8 protein-coding genes are annotated in these 17027 nt (G+C 67.7%); 2 read left to right on the top strand and 6 right to left on the bottom strand.

Annotated elements, in window-relative coordinates:
• Window positions 1–497: 497 nt before the first annotated feature.
• From ACQY9P_RS21055 to ACQY9P_RS21070, 4 genes are all read right to left on the bottom strand, one after another.
• A complete protein-coding gene (locus tag ACQY9P_RS21055) occupies window positions 498–2837 on the bottom strand; it encodes a methyl-accepting chemotaxis protein (RefSeq protein WP_421737308.1) in 2340 nt (779 codons plus the stop codon).
• 107 nt (window positions 2838–2944) lie between these two features.
• Window positions 2945–5314 carry a glucan 1,4-alpha-glucosidase gene (locus ACQY9P_RS21060; RefSeq protein ID WP_421737307.1) on the bottom strand — a complete coding sequence of 790 codons (2370 nt, stop codon included), beginning with the start codon at window positions 5312–5314 and terminating at the stop codon, window positions 2945–2947.
• 31 nt (window positions 5315–5345) lie between these two features.
• A complete protein-coding gene (locus ACQY9P_RS21065) occupies window positions 5346–6887 on the bottom strand; it encodes an MFS transporter (protein ID WP_421737306.1) in 1542 nt (513 codons plus the stop codon).
• Window positions 6888–7168: 281 nt separating this feature from the next.
• Entirely contained in the window at window positions 7169–9211 is a 2043-nt protein-coding gene (locus tag ACQY9P_RS21070; protein ID WP_421737305.1) for a glycoside hydrolase family 97 protein, read from the bottom strand.
• Between the two features lie 113 nt (window positions 9212–9324).
• Between ACQY9P_RS21070 and ACQY9P_RS21075 the strand changes: the two genes are divergently transcribed.
• Window positions 9325–10338 carry a LacI family DNA-binding transcriptional regulator gene (locus ACQY9P_RS21075; protein ID WP_421737304.1) on the top strand — a complete coding sequence of 338 codons (1014 nt, stop codon included), beginning with the start codon at window positions 9325–9327 and terminating at the stop codon, window positions 10336–10338.
• Window positions 10339–10528: 190 nt separating this feature from the next.
• On the opposite strand, the gene ACQY9P_RS21080 is transcribed toward ACQY9P_RS21075, so the two are convergent.
• Complete coding sequence (locus ACQY9P_RS21080) at window positions 10529–12172, bottom strand: alpha-amylase family glycosyl hydrolase (protein ID WP_421738281.1); 1644 nt, start codon at window positions 12170–12172, stop codon at window positions 10529–10531.
• Window positions 12148–13962 carry an alpha-amylase family glycosyl hydrolase gene (locus tag ACQY9P_RS21085; protein ID WP_421737303.1) on the bottom strand — a complete coding sequence of 605 codons (1815 nt, stop codon included), beginning with the start codon at window positions 13960–13962 and terminating at the stop codon, window positions 12148–12150. Before ACQY9P_RS21085 ends, ACQY9P_RS21080 begins: the two co-directional genes overlap by 25 nt.
• A 350-nt stretch (window positions 13963–14312) precedes the next feature.
• Between ACQY9P_RS21085 and ACQY9P_RS21090 the strand changes: the two genes are divergently transcribed.
• Window positions 14313–16994: a TonB-dependent receptor gene (locus ACQY9P_RS21090; protein ID WP_421737302.1), complete on the top strand. Its 2682-nt coding sequence runs from the start codon at window positions 14313–14315 to the stop codon at window positions 16992–16994.
• Window positions 16995–17027: the final 33 nt, after the last annotated feature.

Raw genomic sequence — 17027 nt, forward strand, 5'->3', positions numbered from 1 at the left:
ACGCCGACGATGTGCGATAGGCGGACTCTGATCCCCGCCCTGTGATCCACGCCGTTCCGCGCCCAGGCTTCCGGTGGTCCCGGATCAATCCAACGAACAGACCACCCTCGTCCCCGACGCGAGACCGCGCGGCCCCGCTCAGCTTCATCACCCGTCGCCGCTTTGGGCCGGTACCAAGCGCCCTCCCCCCGCGACGGGGACAAGGAGAAGTATCCACCCGTTTTGGGAGCGGGGGATACAGAAGGGCGAGAAAGTTGGAAGCGATTGATTTCGCTACGTTCGATTCGCTGAACGCCGAGGATGGAGCGCGATCGGTCCTCCCCCTGAAGGGGGAGGCGGCCGTCAGGCCGGCGGGGGAAGACCGCAATGACTCAGCAGCACTTCCCCCTCCGTCGGCTTCGCCGACACCTCCCCCGCTAGGGGGAGGATCTAGCGGCGTCTCCCTCATGACCGCTTGCGAGCGGGCAGACCACCACTCCGGCGCCTGCACCGTACCGCTAGAACTCCTCCCAGTCCCCCGGACGTGACGCCGGCGCGACCTTCAGGGCGTTGGCGCCCTGGACGTAGCGCTGGCGGAAGCTCTCGCGGGTGGGGGCCGTGGTGGGTCGCGCCGCCGGGCGCGCGGGGGCCCGTGGGCGCAGTTCGTGAACCTCCGCCCCGACCTGGAAGCGGCTGACCAGGCGCTCCAGCTCGGCCGCCTCGGTCGACAGGGCGTGGCTGGCGGCGGTGGACTGCTCGACCATGGCCGCGTTCTGCTGGGTGACCTGGTCCATCTGGTTGACCGCCTGATTGACCTCGGCCAGGCCCAGAGCCTGCTCCCGGGACGAGGCGGCGATCTCGCCGACCAGGTCGTTGATCTCGACCACCTGCCCCAGGATCTGCTCCAGGGTCTGGCCGGTCTCGCCGACCAGCTTGACGCCCCGACCGACCTGCTCGGTCGAGGTGCGGATCAGGGCCTTGATCTCCTTGGCGGCGTCGGCGGAGCGCTGGGCCAGGGCCCGCACCTCCTGCGCCACCACGGCGAAGCCCCGGCCCGCGTCGCCGGCCCGGGCCGCCTCGACGCCGGCGTTCAGGGCCAGAAGATTGGTCTGGAAGGCGATCTCGTCGATGACGCCGATGATGTTGGTGATCGACTGCGACGACTTCTCGATGCCGCCCATGGCCTCGACGGCCTCCTTGACCACCACGCCGCTGCGTTCGGCGTTGGTCCGGGCGCTTTGCGTGACCTGACGGGCCCGGTCGGCGCCCTCGGCGCTGCGTTTGACGGTCGCGGTGATCTGGTCCAGCGCGGCGGCGGTCTGCTCCAGGCTGGCGGCCTGCCGCTCGGTGCGCTGGGCCAGGTCGTCGGAGGCGTTGCTGATCTCGGCGCAGCCGTTGCGGATGCTGCGGGCGGCGTTGAGAATGCCGGCCATGGTCGCCTGCAGGCTCTCCACGGCGGCGTTGAAGTCACGCGGCATCTTGCGGGCGTCGGCCGCGAAGTCGTCCTCGCTCATGCGCCAGATCAGGTCGCCGTCGGCCAGCTTCTCCATGCCCTCGCCCAGGGCGGCGACCGCGTCGGCCTGGGCCTCGGCGAAGGCCTGAGCCTCGGTCTCGTGGCGCTGGCGCTCGAGCTCGGCCCGGGCCTGCTCGGCTTCCTGTTCGGCGCGGCGGCGCTGGCCGTCGGCCAGGTCGTGGCGGAAGCCGTCCAGGGCGCGGGCGATCGAGCCGATCTCGTCGCCGCCGCCGACACCCGGGATCGGCTGGTCGTAGCGGCCCGCGCTCAGGCCATCGACCGAGCGGGTCAGGCCCGCCAGGGGCGCGCGCACCAGGGTCGCGCTGGCGAAGAACAGGGCGGCGAGGACGGCCAGGGTGATCAGCACGCCGCCGGCGAACAGGATCCTGGCCATCTTGTCGGCCGGGCCGGTGATGGCCGCGACCGGCACGTCCATCACCAGCGCCCAGGTGGTGTTGAGGGCCGGCATGGCGATGGGGCGAACGATGCGGATCATCGGCACGTCGCCCGCGACCACGCCCTTGATCTCGACCGCCTCGCCCCCGGCCAGCACGGCCTTGACCGCTTCGGCGCCAGGGTCGGCATAGGGCTTCATGTAGAGGGCGGCGTCGGGGTGGGCGACCCACTGTCCGCCGGCCGACACCAGCATCACGCTGCCGCCGCCCAGCGGGTGCAGGGCGCCCAGCGCCTTGGAAAGATTGGTCAGCGACATGTCCAGACCGGCGACGCCGATCAGCTTGCCGCCCGAGATCACCGGCAGGGCGACGGACGACATGGCGACCTGTCCGCCGGCGATGGTCTCGAAATAGGGCTCGGTGAGCGTGGGCTTCGCCGATTTCGCCACGCCCGTGTAGTAGTTTTCGGCGAAGTCGGAGCCGTCGGACTCGGCCTCAAGGGCCGGGGAGCCGTTCTGGTTGACCCAGTAGACCGAGAAGCGGCCGTCCTTGTTGGAGGCCAGGGTCGTGTTGGCGACGAACTCGGCGTCCTTGCCGTCCAGAGCGTTGGGCTCGGCCATGAACCAGGCGCCCATGACGCTGTCGGTGGCCAGGGCGTTCGGCTTGACGATGGCCATGAACTTGTCGCGGTCGACCAGTCCGGCCTCATGCGCCGCGGCGATCGAACCGCGCATGGCGCCCGCCGCGGCGGCGGCGGAAGTGATGTCGACGCGCACCTGCTCGATCGCCTCGTCGGCCACCGCGCCCGCGTACTGGTTGGTCAGGCCTGAAACGATGGTGCTGGTATGGGACGACACCGCCAGGGCGGCGCCGATCAGCAGCAGGCCGATCGCCAGGCCGGCGACCAGGATCAATTTCCAGGCGATCGTCATGCGACGGAACGCGGACATGGGCGGGGTGAGCTCCGGGACGATCAGGCTTGCCAGTCATCGCCTCCGAATCGTGAATCCCTCATTAACCACGTTCGGGTGCGACGTTTTGGCGGGACCCGGCGCGCTTATCGCCCGTAGCGCGCCTTCACCGGCTGGTAGCTGTCCCAGACCACGCCGTCGGCGACCGAGCGCAGGAGCTTGATGTATTCGGCATGCGACCAAGCCAGGGGCGTGGCCGAATCCGTGCCCTCCCCGCGCGTGTAGCCGGGGGGACTGGCCGCGCCGACGCCGTCCCAGACCTGTTCAGGGATCAGCAGGCCGTCATTGGCGAACAGCTCCATCGCCTTCACATAGGTCTGCCGGATCGGCTCCAGCGCGCCGGGCGCGGGCTTGCCGTTCAGGGTGATGCGGGCCAGTTCGTAGTGGCCGCGCTCGCCGGTGAAGATCGGCCACACCCGGCCGCGCTGGCCCGGCGCCATCTGGCCGCCCGCGCCATAGTTGGCGCCGGACGCCACGTCCTCGCCATAGCCGTCGACGCCATAGCGGCGCCAGCCGGGGAAGGATCCCTCCACGCCCGGGAAGGTGAAGCCGTAGCGGACGCGGTAGAGGTCCTCCATCGACTCGTCGTCCAGCTCCGGCAGGGAGGCCACGACAGCAGGGTCGTCGGCCCGCCGGACGCCATAGCGCACCAACTCCAGGAAGCCGCCGTCCAGCATCTTGTCCTCGGCCACCGGCTGCTGGCCGTTGCGCGCCTCAACGGGGCTCTTGTTGTCGGGGTCCTGGTCGCTGTTGAGGCGCAGGAAATAATGGCCGTCGCCCAGCGAGCCCTTGGTCGTGACCATGCGGCTGTCGACCAGAGCCGAATAGTCGTCGGCGGTCTTGCGATAGCGGGCGGCCGAGGCCGCGTCGCCCGAGGCCTGGGCGATGTCGCCGGCCACGACCAGCCCGGCGATCACCGCCGCCGTGGTCGAGGGCGAATAGCCGCCCTGCTCTTCCCAGCGTTCCTGCTGGGTGAAGGGCGGCTTGATGGTCTCGTGGTTCCAGTCCAGCCCGACCTTGCCGCCGATCACCAGGAAGTCGGCCGCCGGCTTGATCATGCGGGCGTAGTAGGTCTTGAGGTCGGCGTCCGACAGCCAGCCCTGCTTCCACAGCTTCCAGCCCAGCATGATCGGCATGGCCGTCTGGTCCAGCTGGACGCCGACCCATTCGGGCGCGCCGTCCACCCGCGACTTCTGCTGGAACCAGCCACCGACGCCGGTATTGCCCTTGGTCTTCGGCCCCACCTGCACCGTCGGCAGATAGCGGAAGGCGGCCAGCGGGGTCTGGATGTCGCCCAGCGCCGCCAGGGCCATGGCGCACTGGTAGAAGTCGCGCGGCCACACGGCCTTGTAGCCCGTCGAGGACTTGGTGGCGTCGACCGTGTCGCCCCAGGGGTTGGACAGCGAGGCGATCAGGGCGCCGGCGTGGGTGCGGTCCTCCTGCACCTTCAGCATCAGGGCGCTGGCCTGGACCAGCTTGCCGCCGTCCATCGCCGCTTCACGCAAGCGCGGCAGCTCGCTCAGCGAAGCGAGGTAGTCTTCCCAGCCGACGCGCGCGCCCTCGCCGTTGTAGCGGGCCAGCACCTCGGCATAGCCGGTCTTCAGCGAGCCATCGGCCGCGGCGGCGCTGGCGGCGGCGGTGGGGCCAAAACCGATGGCGTAGTCGACCGTGACCTCGCCGCTGGTGGCGGGCAGCTGGCCCGTCAGCATGATCACGCCGCGATCCTTGCCGGTGGAGGCGTAGAGATGGTCCAGCTTACCGTCGGCCTTCAGGTCGGTCAGGCCGTCCGACGCGCCGATGAAGCCCGCGCTGGCGGCGGCGAAGGGCGTGGAGCCCTTCAGGCTCAGGAACACACCGGCCTCGTTGGCGGTCAGGGCGGCCTTGCTTGCCGCGCCCGCGTCATTGGCGCCGGTGTTGGCCATGTGCGGCTCGAGCAGCAGATAGGGCGTCACCGGTCCCTTCAGCGCCTTGACCGTCACGCGCATAAACAGGCTCTGGCGGTCGGGATCGGTAAAGATCGACTTCTCGACGACGAAGCGGCCCTGCTTGTCAGTCGTGGTGATCCGGTAGGCCGGCGACAGCGGACGGCCCGCCGCGTCGACGTGCAGATATTCGGTCTTCGCGATCGTGTCGGGGCCCTCGACGGCCAGGCCGGTCGAGGTCTGGACCGCGAAACGCAGTTGCTTGATCTGGGCCTCGTGGATCAGGCCGTACATCGTCTCGGTCAGCACGCCGTCGGCGACCGAGAACCACACCTTAGACACCGTCCCCGTGCGACCACCGTCCTTGTAGGCGCCGTCGACATAGGCCTCGTACGACGCGCCGACGCCGGTCTTGGCGGCATAGGCCCAGGTCGAGGGGGCGCCGGGAGCGCCGGGCGCGGTCTGGGCGGCGGCAGCGCCCGTCAGGGCGGAGACGGCGGCCGTGGCCAGGGCGAGGGTCTTGATCATACGCATGGGGGAACAGCCTCTTGAAGGGAGGAAAGGATCAGGCGCGCGCGGGCGCCGGCAGGGTCTTGGGGACTTCATCGGGATCGGTGACGGCGAAGACCGAGATGGCGGCGATGAAGAACGCGCCCGCCCCCAGCACCAGGGCGTAGATCGCCTGGCCGCCGAAGAAGGTCTTCAGCAGCAGGCCCAGCACGGTGGCGGCCAGCAGCTGCGGGATGACGATGAAGAAATTGAAGATGCCCATATAGACGCCCATCTTCCGGGCCGGCAGGGCTCCGGCCAGGATCGAATACGGGGCCGACAGGATCGAGCTCCAGGCAAAGCCGACGCCGATCATCGAGATCCACAGCAGGCTGGGGTCCTTGATGAAGGGGATCGACAGCAGACCCAGCCCGCCCAGCACGAGGTTGATCGCGTGGCTGGTCTTGCGGCTGGTGGCGCGGGCCAGGAACGGGATGATCAGGGCCGCGATCGCCGCGACGCCGTTATAGGCCGCGAACAGCACGCCCACCCAGTCGGCGCCGGCGTTGTAGGCCGCCGAGGTCGGGTCGCTGGCGTGATAGTGGAACGCCGTCACCGCCGCCGTAGTGTAGATCCACATGGCGAACAGGCCAAACCACGAGAAGAACTGCACCACCGCCAACTGCTTCATGGTGGCGGGCATGGCGAAAAGGTCCTCGACCACCTCGAGAAAGCCGTTCTGGGCCCCGCCCTTGCGCTTGAAGCCGGCGGCGACGAGCTGGCAGAGGCCGAAACCGGCGACCAGGGCGGCCAGGACGTAGAGCTCCTTCTCCAGCTTCAGGGCCAGGATCAGGGCCACGCCGATCGCGCCGGCCACGGCCCAGACCACGCCGCCGGTCAGGAGCGCGCGGACAGGACGGTCGGCCAGCGGCGCGGCGACGCGGTCCTCGACCGGCAGGGCGGCCAGACGCTGCGCCTCGAACGCCTCGACCTGCTCGGGGCTGTATTCGCGGGTGGTGAACACGGTCCACATCACGGCCAGCAGCAGGCCCGCGCCGCCGGTGTAGAAGGCGATCCGCACCGCGTCGGGCACGTGGCCGGGCGCGGCGGTGTTGGCGACGTTGAACCAGTTGGTCAGCATCCATGGCAGGGCCGAGGCCAGCACGGCGCCCGTGCCGATGAAGAAGCTCTGCATCGCATAGCCGGTGGTGCGCTGCTCTTCGGGAAGCTGGTCGCCGACGAAGGCGCGGAACGGCTCCATGGTGATGTTGATCGAGGCGTCCATCACCCACAGCGTCGCCGCCGCGATCCACAGGACCGGCGCATTGGGCATGACCAGCAGGGCGGCGCTGGTCAGGATCGCGCCCCAGAAGAAATAGGGCCGGCGACGGCCCAGGCGGCCCCAGGTCTTGTCGCTGAAATGGCCGATGATCGGCTGGATCAGCAGGCCGGTGGCCGGCGCGGCGATCCACAGGATCGCCAGATCGTTCACATCGGCGCCCAGGGTCTGGAAGATGCGGCTGACATTGGCGTTCTGCAGGCCAAAGCCGATCTGGATCCCGAAGAACCCAAAGCACATGTTCCAGATCTGGAAGAGATTCAGCCGGGCCTTGGTCATCCGCTTCCCCCGATCGCCCATCGGTTGGCCCGACAATGCGCAAGTTTTTTCATTGCATCTCGCGGCGCGTATTTGCGCACGGGAGTCAACACCGTGCAATCTCGATTTCCCGTATTTCGAAGGATTTCAGAGCCCATACGATGGGGCCTCACACCCCGCACGAGGCCAACCAGCTCTGACAACTCGGCCAAACCCGCCCGAGCGCTCCTAGATTTTACATATATTTGCATAACTTTGCAGAGCCACCGCTTCCGACCCTCGTCAAAAGCGGCGGCATGGGCCTATTGGCGCGGCTTGCCCTTGCTGGCCGCGACGAAGCGGATGGCCTGGCCGCCGCCGGGGGCCAGACGCAGGGTCAGAACGTCGGCGCTGGTGACCTCGCGTTCCTCGATGACGATGTCCTGCGGCGCGGTCTTCCAGTCGGCCTTGTCGCCGTCGCGATAGATCTGGGCCTTGTAGTGACGACCCGGCTCCAGGAAGCCCAGCGGCGCGGTCAGCACCCGGCCCTCCTCGTCGCTGATCGCGCCCAGATACCAGTCATCGCTCTTGCGATCCTTGCGCACGATGGTCACGAAGTCGCCGATCTCGCCGTTCAGCACGCGGGACTCCGCCCAGTCGGTCGGCACGTCCTCGATGAACTTGAACGGCCCCAGATTGGCCTCGTAGTTTTCCAGAAGATCGGCGGCCATCTGGATGGGGCTGTAGAGCGTGACATACAGCGCAAGCTGCTTGGCCCAGGTGGTGGCCACGCCGTCGGGCGACCTGGTCTTCATGCCGAAGATACCGGGCGTGAAGTCCATGGGGCCGGCCAGCATGCGGGTGAAGACCAGGTTGGTCTCGTGCTCGGGCGGATTGCCCGGCTGACCCCAGGCGTTGAACTCCATGCCCCGCGCGCCTTCCCGCGAGATCCAGTTGGGATAGGTGCGGCGCAGGCCGGTGTCCTTGATCGGCTCGTGAGCATTGATGGCGATCTGGCGCTTGGCGGCCTCGGTCACGACCTTCAGGTGGTGACGCGCCATGTCCTGGCCCTCGTGCCAAGCATAGTGGATCTGGCCGTCGGTCCCCAGCACCTTGGCCTGGCCAGCGTCGGCGACATAGCCGGTCTTCACGGCCAACATGCCCAGCGAATGATAGAGGTCGAAGGCCGCGCCCATCTGGGTCTCATAGTGGGCGGCGTTGCCCGAGGTCTCGTTGTGGCCGATCAGCGACACGCCCTTTGACCGCGCATAGTCGGTGACCTTCTTCAAGTCGAAGTCCGGATAGGCCTTGGTGAAGTCGAAGTCCTGACCGTTGCCGAACCAGTCGCCGTCCCAGCCCAGGTTCCAGCCCTCCACCAGCACCCCGCCCAGATGATGTTTCGCGGCGAAGTCGATGTGCTTGATGGCGTTTTCCGTGGTCGCGCCGTGCTTGGCGCCGGAGGCCCAGGTCTTCTTGTCGAGATGCATCTCCCACCAGACGCCGACATATTTCATCGGCTTGATCCACGAGACGTCACCCAGCCTGTTGGGCTCGTTCAAATTCAGCACGAGGCTGGACTCGACCAGACCGCCGGCGGTGTCGGCGATCTGCATGGTCCGCCAGGGGGTCGGGAACGGCGCGGCGCGCACCACCTTGGGACCGCCGACGCCCGGCGTCAGATTAGCCTTGAAGCGCCGCCCCTCGACCCGGGTCAGGTTCATGCCCGAATAGTCGACCAGCGCCGCCTCGTGGAAGGCGATGTGCAGGCCGTTGTCGGTGCGCACCGTCATCGGCGTCTGGGCGTCGCCCACTTCTTCAGCGCGGGTGCGGTTGTAGAGATACTCCTCGCGGTTCCACTCATAGGCGGGAATCCACCAGACGGTGGCGGGCTCGGCCAGGGTGAACTCGGTCAGCTCCTCGCCGATCCGGACCTCCTTGAGGTTGGCCTGATCCGGGAACTCGTAGCGGAAGCCGACGCCGTCGTCATAAACGCGGAACACCACGTCGAAGCGGCGCTGCAGGCCGGTCTTCTCGGCCAGGGTGACGCGCAGCTCGTTATAGTGATTGCGCACGAACCGGCGCTCGCCCCAGGGCTGCTCCCAGGTCTCGTCGAAGGTCCGGGTCGCTTCGCCGGCCAGCGTCAGATTGCGCTCCAGCTTGGGGGCGTCCACCAGGATGAAGCCCAGTCGCGAGGGCGCGATCACCGGCTTGCCCAGGCGCGTGACGCTGTAGCTGGGGCGGCCGTCATTGTCGGTGGTGACCTCGACCGACAGCACCTTTTCCGGCGAGGCGATCGTCGCCGACGGGCCCGCCAGGGCGGGCGCGGCGACCAGCAGGAACGCCGCCAGGGCTAGGCGAAACAGCATGGGGATACTCCGTTGCGAACCACCGCGCCTGGACTTGCCAAGCTGGGCCGGCGATGCCTTAAAAGGCCTATGAAAACTTTTGCGGCAAAATTTGCAGTCGACGGAATCCCCGCATGAGCAAGGGCGTTACCCGGCTGGAAGACCTGGCCAAGATGGCCGGCGTGTCGATAGCGACCGCCTCGCGGGCGTTGAACGACAGCCCCGCCGTCAACAAGCGCACCAAGCAGGCGATCTGGAAGCTGGCGCGCGAGATGGACTATCCGTTCCGCCGCTACATGCCCGCTGGCCCGATCGGCGCCGAGGCGACGATCGCCATCGTCGTGCCCCGTCCGCAGGGCCGCGAGGGACGCCTGTCCGACCCGTTCTTCCTGGAGCTGTTCGCCGGCGTCGGCGAGGCGGCGCGCGAACGCGGCTGCGACGTGCTGGTCAGCCACATCGCCCCGGCCAATTTCGAGGACCTGTCGGTGGCCATGACCACCAGCCGGGCCGAGGGCGTGATCTTCCTGGGGCAAAGCTCGCTGCACGCGGCCTTCAACCGCCTGGCCGAAACCGAAGGGCGCTTCGTGGTCTGGGGCGCGCAACTGCCGGACCAGAACTACTGCTCGGTGGGCTCCGACAACCCGATGGGCGGTCGCCGCGCGACGCTTCACCTGGCGCGGCTGGGCCGCAAGCGCATCGTCTTCCTGGGCGACACCGAGGCGCCGGAAGCCATGCAGCGGCATCGCGGCTATCTCGACGCTCTGGAGCAGCAGAAGCTCAGCATCGACCCGGACCTGATCGTGCCGGCCCATTTCGAGGTGGAATCGGCCGAGGCGGCCATCGACTCCCTGATCCATCGCGGCGTCGCTTTCGACGGCGTGGTGGCGGCCTCCGACCTGATCGCCCTGGGGGCCATTCGCGCCCTGAAACATGCCGGACTTTCCGTGCCCGGCGACGTCTCGGTGGTCGGCTTCGACAACGTGCCGTTCGCCCGCTACAGCAGCCCCGCCCTCAGCACCATCGCCCAGGACACGGCCAAGGCCGGCCGGCTGATGGTGTCGAAGCTGCTGGACGCCAGCGGTGAAAAAGCCAGCCGCTCGGAGCGGGTGCCCACGGACCTGATCATTCGCGAGAGCTGCGGGGGGTAGGTCTGCAAATTCTCCGCTCTCCCCGGCGAACGCCGGGGCCCAGATCGAACCCGCAGACGTGGTCGATTTGAACCGAGGCGGAAGGCGCATCATCCCAAGACGCTCAGGCTGAATCTGGGCCCCGGCGTTGGCTTCCGCCGCCCTTCGGGTCGCCGGGGAGAGCGGACTTGGAGGGGCATTCAACCGGCGCCTAGACTTTCCGCGCCATCAGCCCGCCGCAGGGCGGCACGACGCCAGCCTCAGACAGGTTGACGCTGTCGATCACGGCCCAGCCGTCCGGCAGCGACCAGGCGACGGGCTCGTGGCCCAGGTTGAAGGCGCAGAGCAGCGCGTCAGCCCCCTCCCCGCGCTCGAAGATAAGCAGCGGCGTATTGGTTTCGACGAAGCTGACGCCGCCGGTGCGCAGGGCGGGATAGGTTCGCCGCAGGCTGATCAGTCGGCGCGCCACGTTCAGCGTCGAGACCGGATCGGCCTCCTGGGCGTCGACGGCCAGCGGCAGATGCGCCGGGTCGACCGGCAGCCAGGGCTCGACCTCGGAGAAACCGGCGTTGGCGGCGCCCGACACCCACGGCATCGGCGTGCGGGCGCCGTCGCGGCCGAGGGTCAGAGGCCAGTTGGCGATCGCCTCGGGATCCCGCAGGCGCTCGAACGGCACGTCGGCCTGAGGCAGGCCCAGCTCCTCGCCCTGATAGACGAAGACATTGCCCCGCAGGGCCACCAGCAGCAGCAGCGCCATCTCGGCGAAGGACTTGCGGTCGCGGCCCTCGGCCCAGCGCGACACGGCGCGCGGGGCGTCGTGGTTGGAGAAGGTCCAGGACGGCCAGCCCTCGCCCTCGCCGCCCATCCACATCGCCGCGCCTTCGCGCACCATCTCGGCGGTCAGGCGATCGGCATACAGATAGAGGAAGCCATAGGCGCTGTTGAGGCGGTCCTCGCCGGCCGTGAACAGCTTCATCTCGCGGTCGGCATGGTCGCCGCCGACCTCGGCCACCGAGAAGCGGCCGCCATGGGCGTCGGTCAGGGCCCGCAGACGGCTCAGGAACGCCGGGATGTCGGGGTGGCTCTGGTTGTGGATCTTGTCCTGGAAGTCGAACGGCCGCGTGCGCTTGCCGCCGGGCGGCAGGGGCGGATTGTCGGTCAGGGCCGGGTCGTGCATCGAGAAGTTGATGGCGTCGAAGCGGAAGCCCTCGACCCCGCGATCGATCCAGAACCGGGCGGTGGCCAGCAGGGCGTCCTGCACGGCCGGCGCATGCACGTTCAGCTGCGGCTGCGAGGCCAGGAAGTTGTGCATGTAGTATTGGCCGCGCCGCGCGTCCCAGGTCCAGGCCGGGCCGCCGAACACCGACTGCCAGTTGCTGGGCGGCGAGCCGTCGGGCTTGGCGTCGGCCCAGACATACCAGTCCGCATACGGATTGGTGCGATCCTGGCGGCTGGCCTCGAACCACGGATGCTCGTCGGAGGTGTGCGAAAACACCTGGTCGATGATCACCTTCAGGCCCAGGCCGTGGGCCTTTTCGATCAGGCGATCGAAGTCGGCCAGCGTGCCGAAGATCGGATCGACGTCCAGATAGTCCGACACGTCATAGCCGAAGTCCTTCATCGGCGACTTGTAGAACGGCGACAGCCAGATGGCGTCGACGCCCAGCGAGGCGATGTGCTCCAGCCGCGCGGTGATGCCCGGCAGGTCGCCGACGCCGTCGCCGTTGGAGTCGGCGAAGCTGCGCGGATAGACCTGATAGATCACCGCGCCGCGCCACCATTCGGCGTCCATCGCGGGCTCCACAGCCGGACGTGAAAGAACCTTGACCGTCACTGTAGCCCCTCGGAAACGCAGATCATGTAGTCCAGCGGGCCGACCTCGACCCGATAGCCGCCCGGCGCGCTGGCCGCCCCTGCGCAGTCACCCCGCACCGACCGCCACGCGCGCGAGGTCGTCTCGACCTCGACATTGGCGGTGATCGGCGTGGCGCCGGTATTGTAGACGACCAGATACTCGGCTCCGTCCGTCAGACGGGAAAAGGCCAGCAGACCCGGCTTGTCGCTCTGGGCCCGCAGGACCTGCCGGCCAGACCTCAAGGCCGGATGCGCGGCGCGGATCCTGGCCATGTCGGCGATGCGGCGATAGAGCGGCCCGTCCGTCCGGAAGCTGTCGGTCGCCGTCGTGGCCCGGGTCCCGACCAGGCGGTTGTCGTTGTAGGCGGCGACCTCGCTGGCGAACATGTCCTCGCGGGCGTCCGCATATCCGCCGTCGCCGGTGAAGCCCTGCTCGTCGCCGTAGTAGATCGTCGGCACGCCCCGCGAAAACATCATCAGGGCGTGGCCCAGGGTGACGCGATCCAGCAGTTCGGCGTCGGAAATGCCGGGATTGGCCGTCAGCACGAAGTGGCCGAACCGGCCCATGTCGTGATTGCCCAGGAAGGTCGGCAGCTGCAGCGCCGTCTCGGCGCCGCCCTCGTAAAGGACGTCGCCGGCGAACACCCGCGCCAGGCGGTCGGTGCCGGTCTTGCCCGCGACCAGATCGGTGATCGCCGACTGGGTGGCGAAGTCCAGCACCGCCGGGAAGCGGTCCACGCGGGTATGGCGCGCCAGCGCCGCGACATCGGTGTCGAACACCTCGCCGAAGATGTGGAAGTTCTCGATACCCCGGGCCCTGGCCCGCGCCGTCATGGCCGGGATGAAGGCCTGCCAGAACTCGGGGTTCACATGGCGGGCGGTGTCGATGCGATAGCCGTCGATGCCGAAGTCGTCGATCCACTGGCCGTAGATCTCGATGAAGCCCTGAACGACGCGGGGGTTCTCGGTGAAGAGGTCATCCAGTCCGGCGAAGTCGCCCAGCAGCGAGCTCTCGCCCGCGAACGTGCTGTCGCCCCGGTTATGGTAGTAGATCGGGTCGTTCAGCCAGGCGGGCTTTTTGACGCCCTCCTCGCCGGCCGGAACATAGGGCGTATAGGCGTGGTCGGGGCGCTTGAGCTTGCCGAAATCCTTGCCGTCGAAACCGTCATTGATCGCCGCGCCCTCCACGCCGCCGCGCCGGACATAGGGATAGTCGGCCTTGCCGCGATAGGCGCAATCATTGGCCGGGCACTCGCGATACCGGATCACGTCGGCGGTGTGGTTGGCGACGATGTCCATATAGACCTTCATCCCCCGGGCATGCGCCGCGTCGACAAAGGCCTTGAAGTCGGCGCGCGTGCCGAAGTGCGGATCGACTTCCGTGAAGTCGGTGATCCAGTAGCCGTGATGCGCGGCGGATTCGTGACCCGGCGCGCCCTGCACGGCCTTGTTGCGGAAGATCGGCGCCAGCCAGACCGCCGTCGCGCCCAGGCCCTGGATGTAATCCAGCCGCGCGGTCAGGCCCTTGAGGTCGCCGCCGTGATAGAAGCCCGCCCGCGCCGGATCGAAGCCCGTCGTCAGCGGACCGCCCGGCAGGCCGCCGCGATCATTGGCCTTGTCGCCATTGGCGAAGCGGTCGGGCAGAACGAAATAGATCACCTCGTCCTGAGGCTTGCGCTGGAGATAGGGCGCGGCCGGACCCGCGGCGAGGGCTTGCCCGCCCGCCGTCGTCAGGGCGCTCGCGGCCGTCATGGCCAGCAGCGCGCGGCGCCAGGAATCCCAGGCTGACATCGTTTCCCCCTGCCGCGTGGTCGATCTCGAGAGCCGGACCGCTTCACTGCAATAATTTGCATAAATTTGCAGACCGCCCCCACACCTGTCAATCGCGAGAACAGCGACATCTCCGCCACACACAGCCCAACACCAAGGCGCATATAGGGAAAATACCCCCTCACAATCCCGTAGCGGGCACATAGACCGGCGCTCTGCAGAGGGGCCTGCAATTTTTTGAGTTGATTACCGTCCGTTAATTTGCAGTAATTTGCGACAACGGCTTCCACAGCAGCGTCAGAAACGCAGGCAGCCGATGCAGGGAGGGTGAGACCATGATGACGAGACACCAGCGCAACCGTGCGCTTCTAATGAGCGGAGCCGCCACGAGCCTGGCGCTCAGCTTCGCCGCCTTCGGGACGGCCAACGCCCAACAGGCCGCCGCCAGCGACAAGGCCGTCGTCGAGGAAATCGTTGTCACCGGCATCCGCCGCGGCATCGAAGGCGCCATCACCCTCAAGAAGGATTCCAGCTCGATCGTCGAAGCCGTCTCGGCTGAAGACATCGGCAAGCTGCCGGACGTGTCGATCGCCGAGTCGATCGCGCGCCTGCCCGGCCTGACCGCGCAGCGCCTCGACGGCCGCGGCCAGGTCATCTCGATCCGGGGCTTGGCCCCCGACTTCACCACCGCCCTGCTGAACGGCCGCGAGCAGGTCTCGACCGGCGACAACCGCGGCGTCGAGTTCGACCAGTATCCGTCGGAACTGCTGAGCGCCGTGGTGGTCTACAAGACCCCTGACGCCGGCCTGATCGGCCAGGGCCTGGCCGGCACCGCCGACCTGCGCACCGTGCGTCCGCTGGCCTTCGGCAAGCGCGCCCTGGCTGTCGGCGCCCGCTACGAGTGGAACGACATCGGAGCCCTGAACGCCGGCACCAAGGCGCACGGCAACCGCTTCAACGTCTCTTACATCGACCAGTTTATGGACAAGACCCTGGGCGTCGCCATCGGCTACGCTCACATGGAGTCGCCCTATCAGGCCGAACGCTGGAACGCCTGGGGCTACCCCACCGACAGCGCCGGCAATCTGGTGGTCGGCGGCGCCAAGCCCTACGTGCAGTCGAGCATGCTCAAGCGTGACGGCGTCATCGGCGTGCTGGAATACGCCCCCACCGACAACTTCACCTCGTCGCTGGACGTCTTCTATTCGCAGTTCAAGAACCACCAGATCCAGCGCGGCATCGAGCTGCCTCTGGTCTGGGGCGGTGTTCCGCTGACGGCCGCCACGGCCAAGGGCGGCTTCGTCACCGCCGGCACGTTCAACGGCGTCAAGGGCGTGGTCCGCAACGACGGCAACGACCGCGACAGCACCATCAAGTCGCTGGGCTGGAACAACAAGCTGAAGGTCGGCGACGCCTGGACCCTGTCGAGCGACCTCAGCTGGTCGAAGGTCGAGCGCACCGACACGATCATCGAGAGCTATTCGGGGACCGGCCGCTCAGGCGTCGGCGCCACCGACAACATGACCTTCGCCATGAACGGCGACGGCGTGGCGATCTTCAAGTCGACCCTGAACTATGCCGATCCGAGCCTCATCAAGCTGACCAGCCCGCAGGGCTGGGGCGGCGACATCATCTCCGGCGGCCAGGACGGCTATCTGAACAGGCCGAAGATCGAGGACGAACTGAAGGCCCTGCGCCTGGACGCCAAGCGCGACCTGGGCGATGGCCTCTCGAGCATCCAGTTCGGCGTCAACTACAGCGAACGCTCCAAGGCGCTGGTCAATGACGAGTTCTTCCTGCGCGTGAAGGGTTCGCCCGCCAGCGTGGCGATCCCGTCCAGCGCCATCGTCGGCACCACCTCGCTGGCCTTCATCGGCATCGCCGGCATGGTCAGCTACGACCCGTTCGCCCTGATCAATTCGGGCGCCTATGATCTGGTTCGCAACCCCAACGCCGACGTGCTGGTCAAGAGCTGGGACGTCGAGGAAAAGGTCACGGTCGGCTATCTGAAGGCCAATATCGACGCGGCCATCGGCGGCGTTCCGGTCACCGGCAACTTCGGCTTCCAACTGGTCAACACCGACCAGAGCTCGACGGCCCTGGCCGCCAGCGGCACCGGAACCGGCGTCACCCGCGCCAACCTGTCGGGCGGCAAGAGCTATATCGACTTCCTGCCCAGCGCCAACATCCAGTTCCGCCTGCCCAACGAGCAGTCGCTGCGCTTCGCCGTCGCCCGCACCCTGGCCCGTCCGCGGATGGACCAGATGCGCGCCTCCAAGACGTTCAGCTATGATCCGGCCAAGGCCGGCTCGACCAACGTCAACTTCTCGCCCTGGAGCGGCAGCGGCGGCAACCCCGAGCTGGAGCCCTGGCGCGCCGACTCGATCGACGTCTCCTATGAGAAGTATTTCGGCCGTCAGGCCTATGTCTCGCTGGCCGCCTTCTACAAGGACCTGAAGAGCTACGTTTACGACCAGAACCTGGTCTTCGACTTCACGGGCTTCCCCACCGGCGGCAATCCGGAGCCGGCGATCCGCAAGGGCATCGTTTCCACCCCGCAGAACGGCAAGGGCGGCTCGATCAAGGGTGTCGAATTCGCGGCCTCGATCCCCGGAGCCCTGGTCCACCCGGTCCTGGACGGCTTCGGCGCCCAGTTCAGCGCCTCGAGCACCAAGAGCTCGATCCAGCCCAACGCCGGCGACCCGACCCAGGAAATCCCGGGCCTGTCCAAGACCGTGGCCAACCTGACCGTCTATTACGAGAAGAACGGCTTCTCGGCACGGATCAGCGAGCGCTATCGCTCCAAGTTCCTGGGTGAGGTGTCGGGCTTCGGCAACGGCCGCAACTACCGGATGGTCAAGGGTGAGACCGTGGTCGACGGCCAGCTGGGCTACAGCTTCACCGACGGCCCGATGGAAGGCCTCTCGGCCCTGTTCCAGGTCAACAACATCACCGACGAGCCGTTCACCACCTACCAGAACGACGAGCGCCAGGTGATCGACTACCAGCGCTACGGCCGGACCTACCTCGTGGGCCTCAGCTACAAGTTCTAGTCCCCTCCTCTATCCCCAAGCCTCGAGCCCCTG

The organism is Caulobacter sp. (genome assembly GCF_965279145.1).
Classification (GTDB): domain Bacteria; phylum Pseudomonadota; class Alphaproteobacteria; order Caulobacterales; family Caulobacteraceae; genus Caulobacter.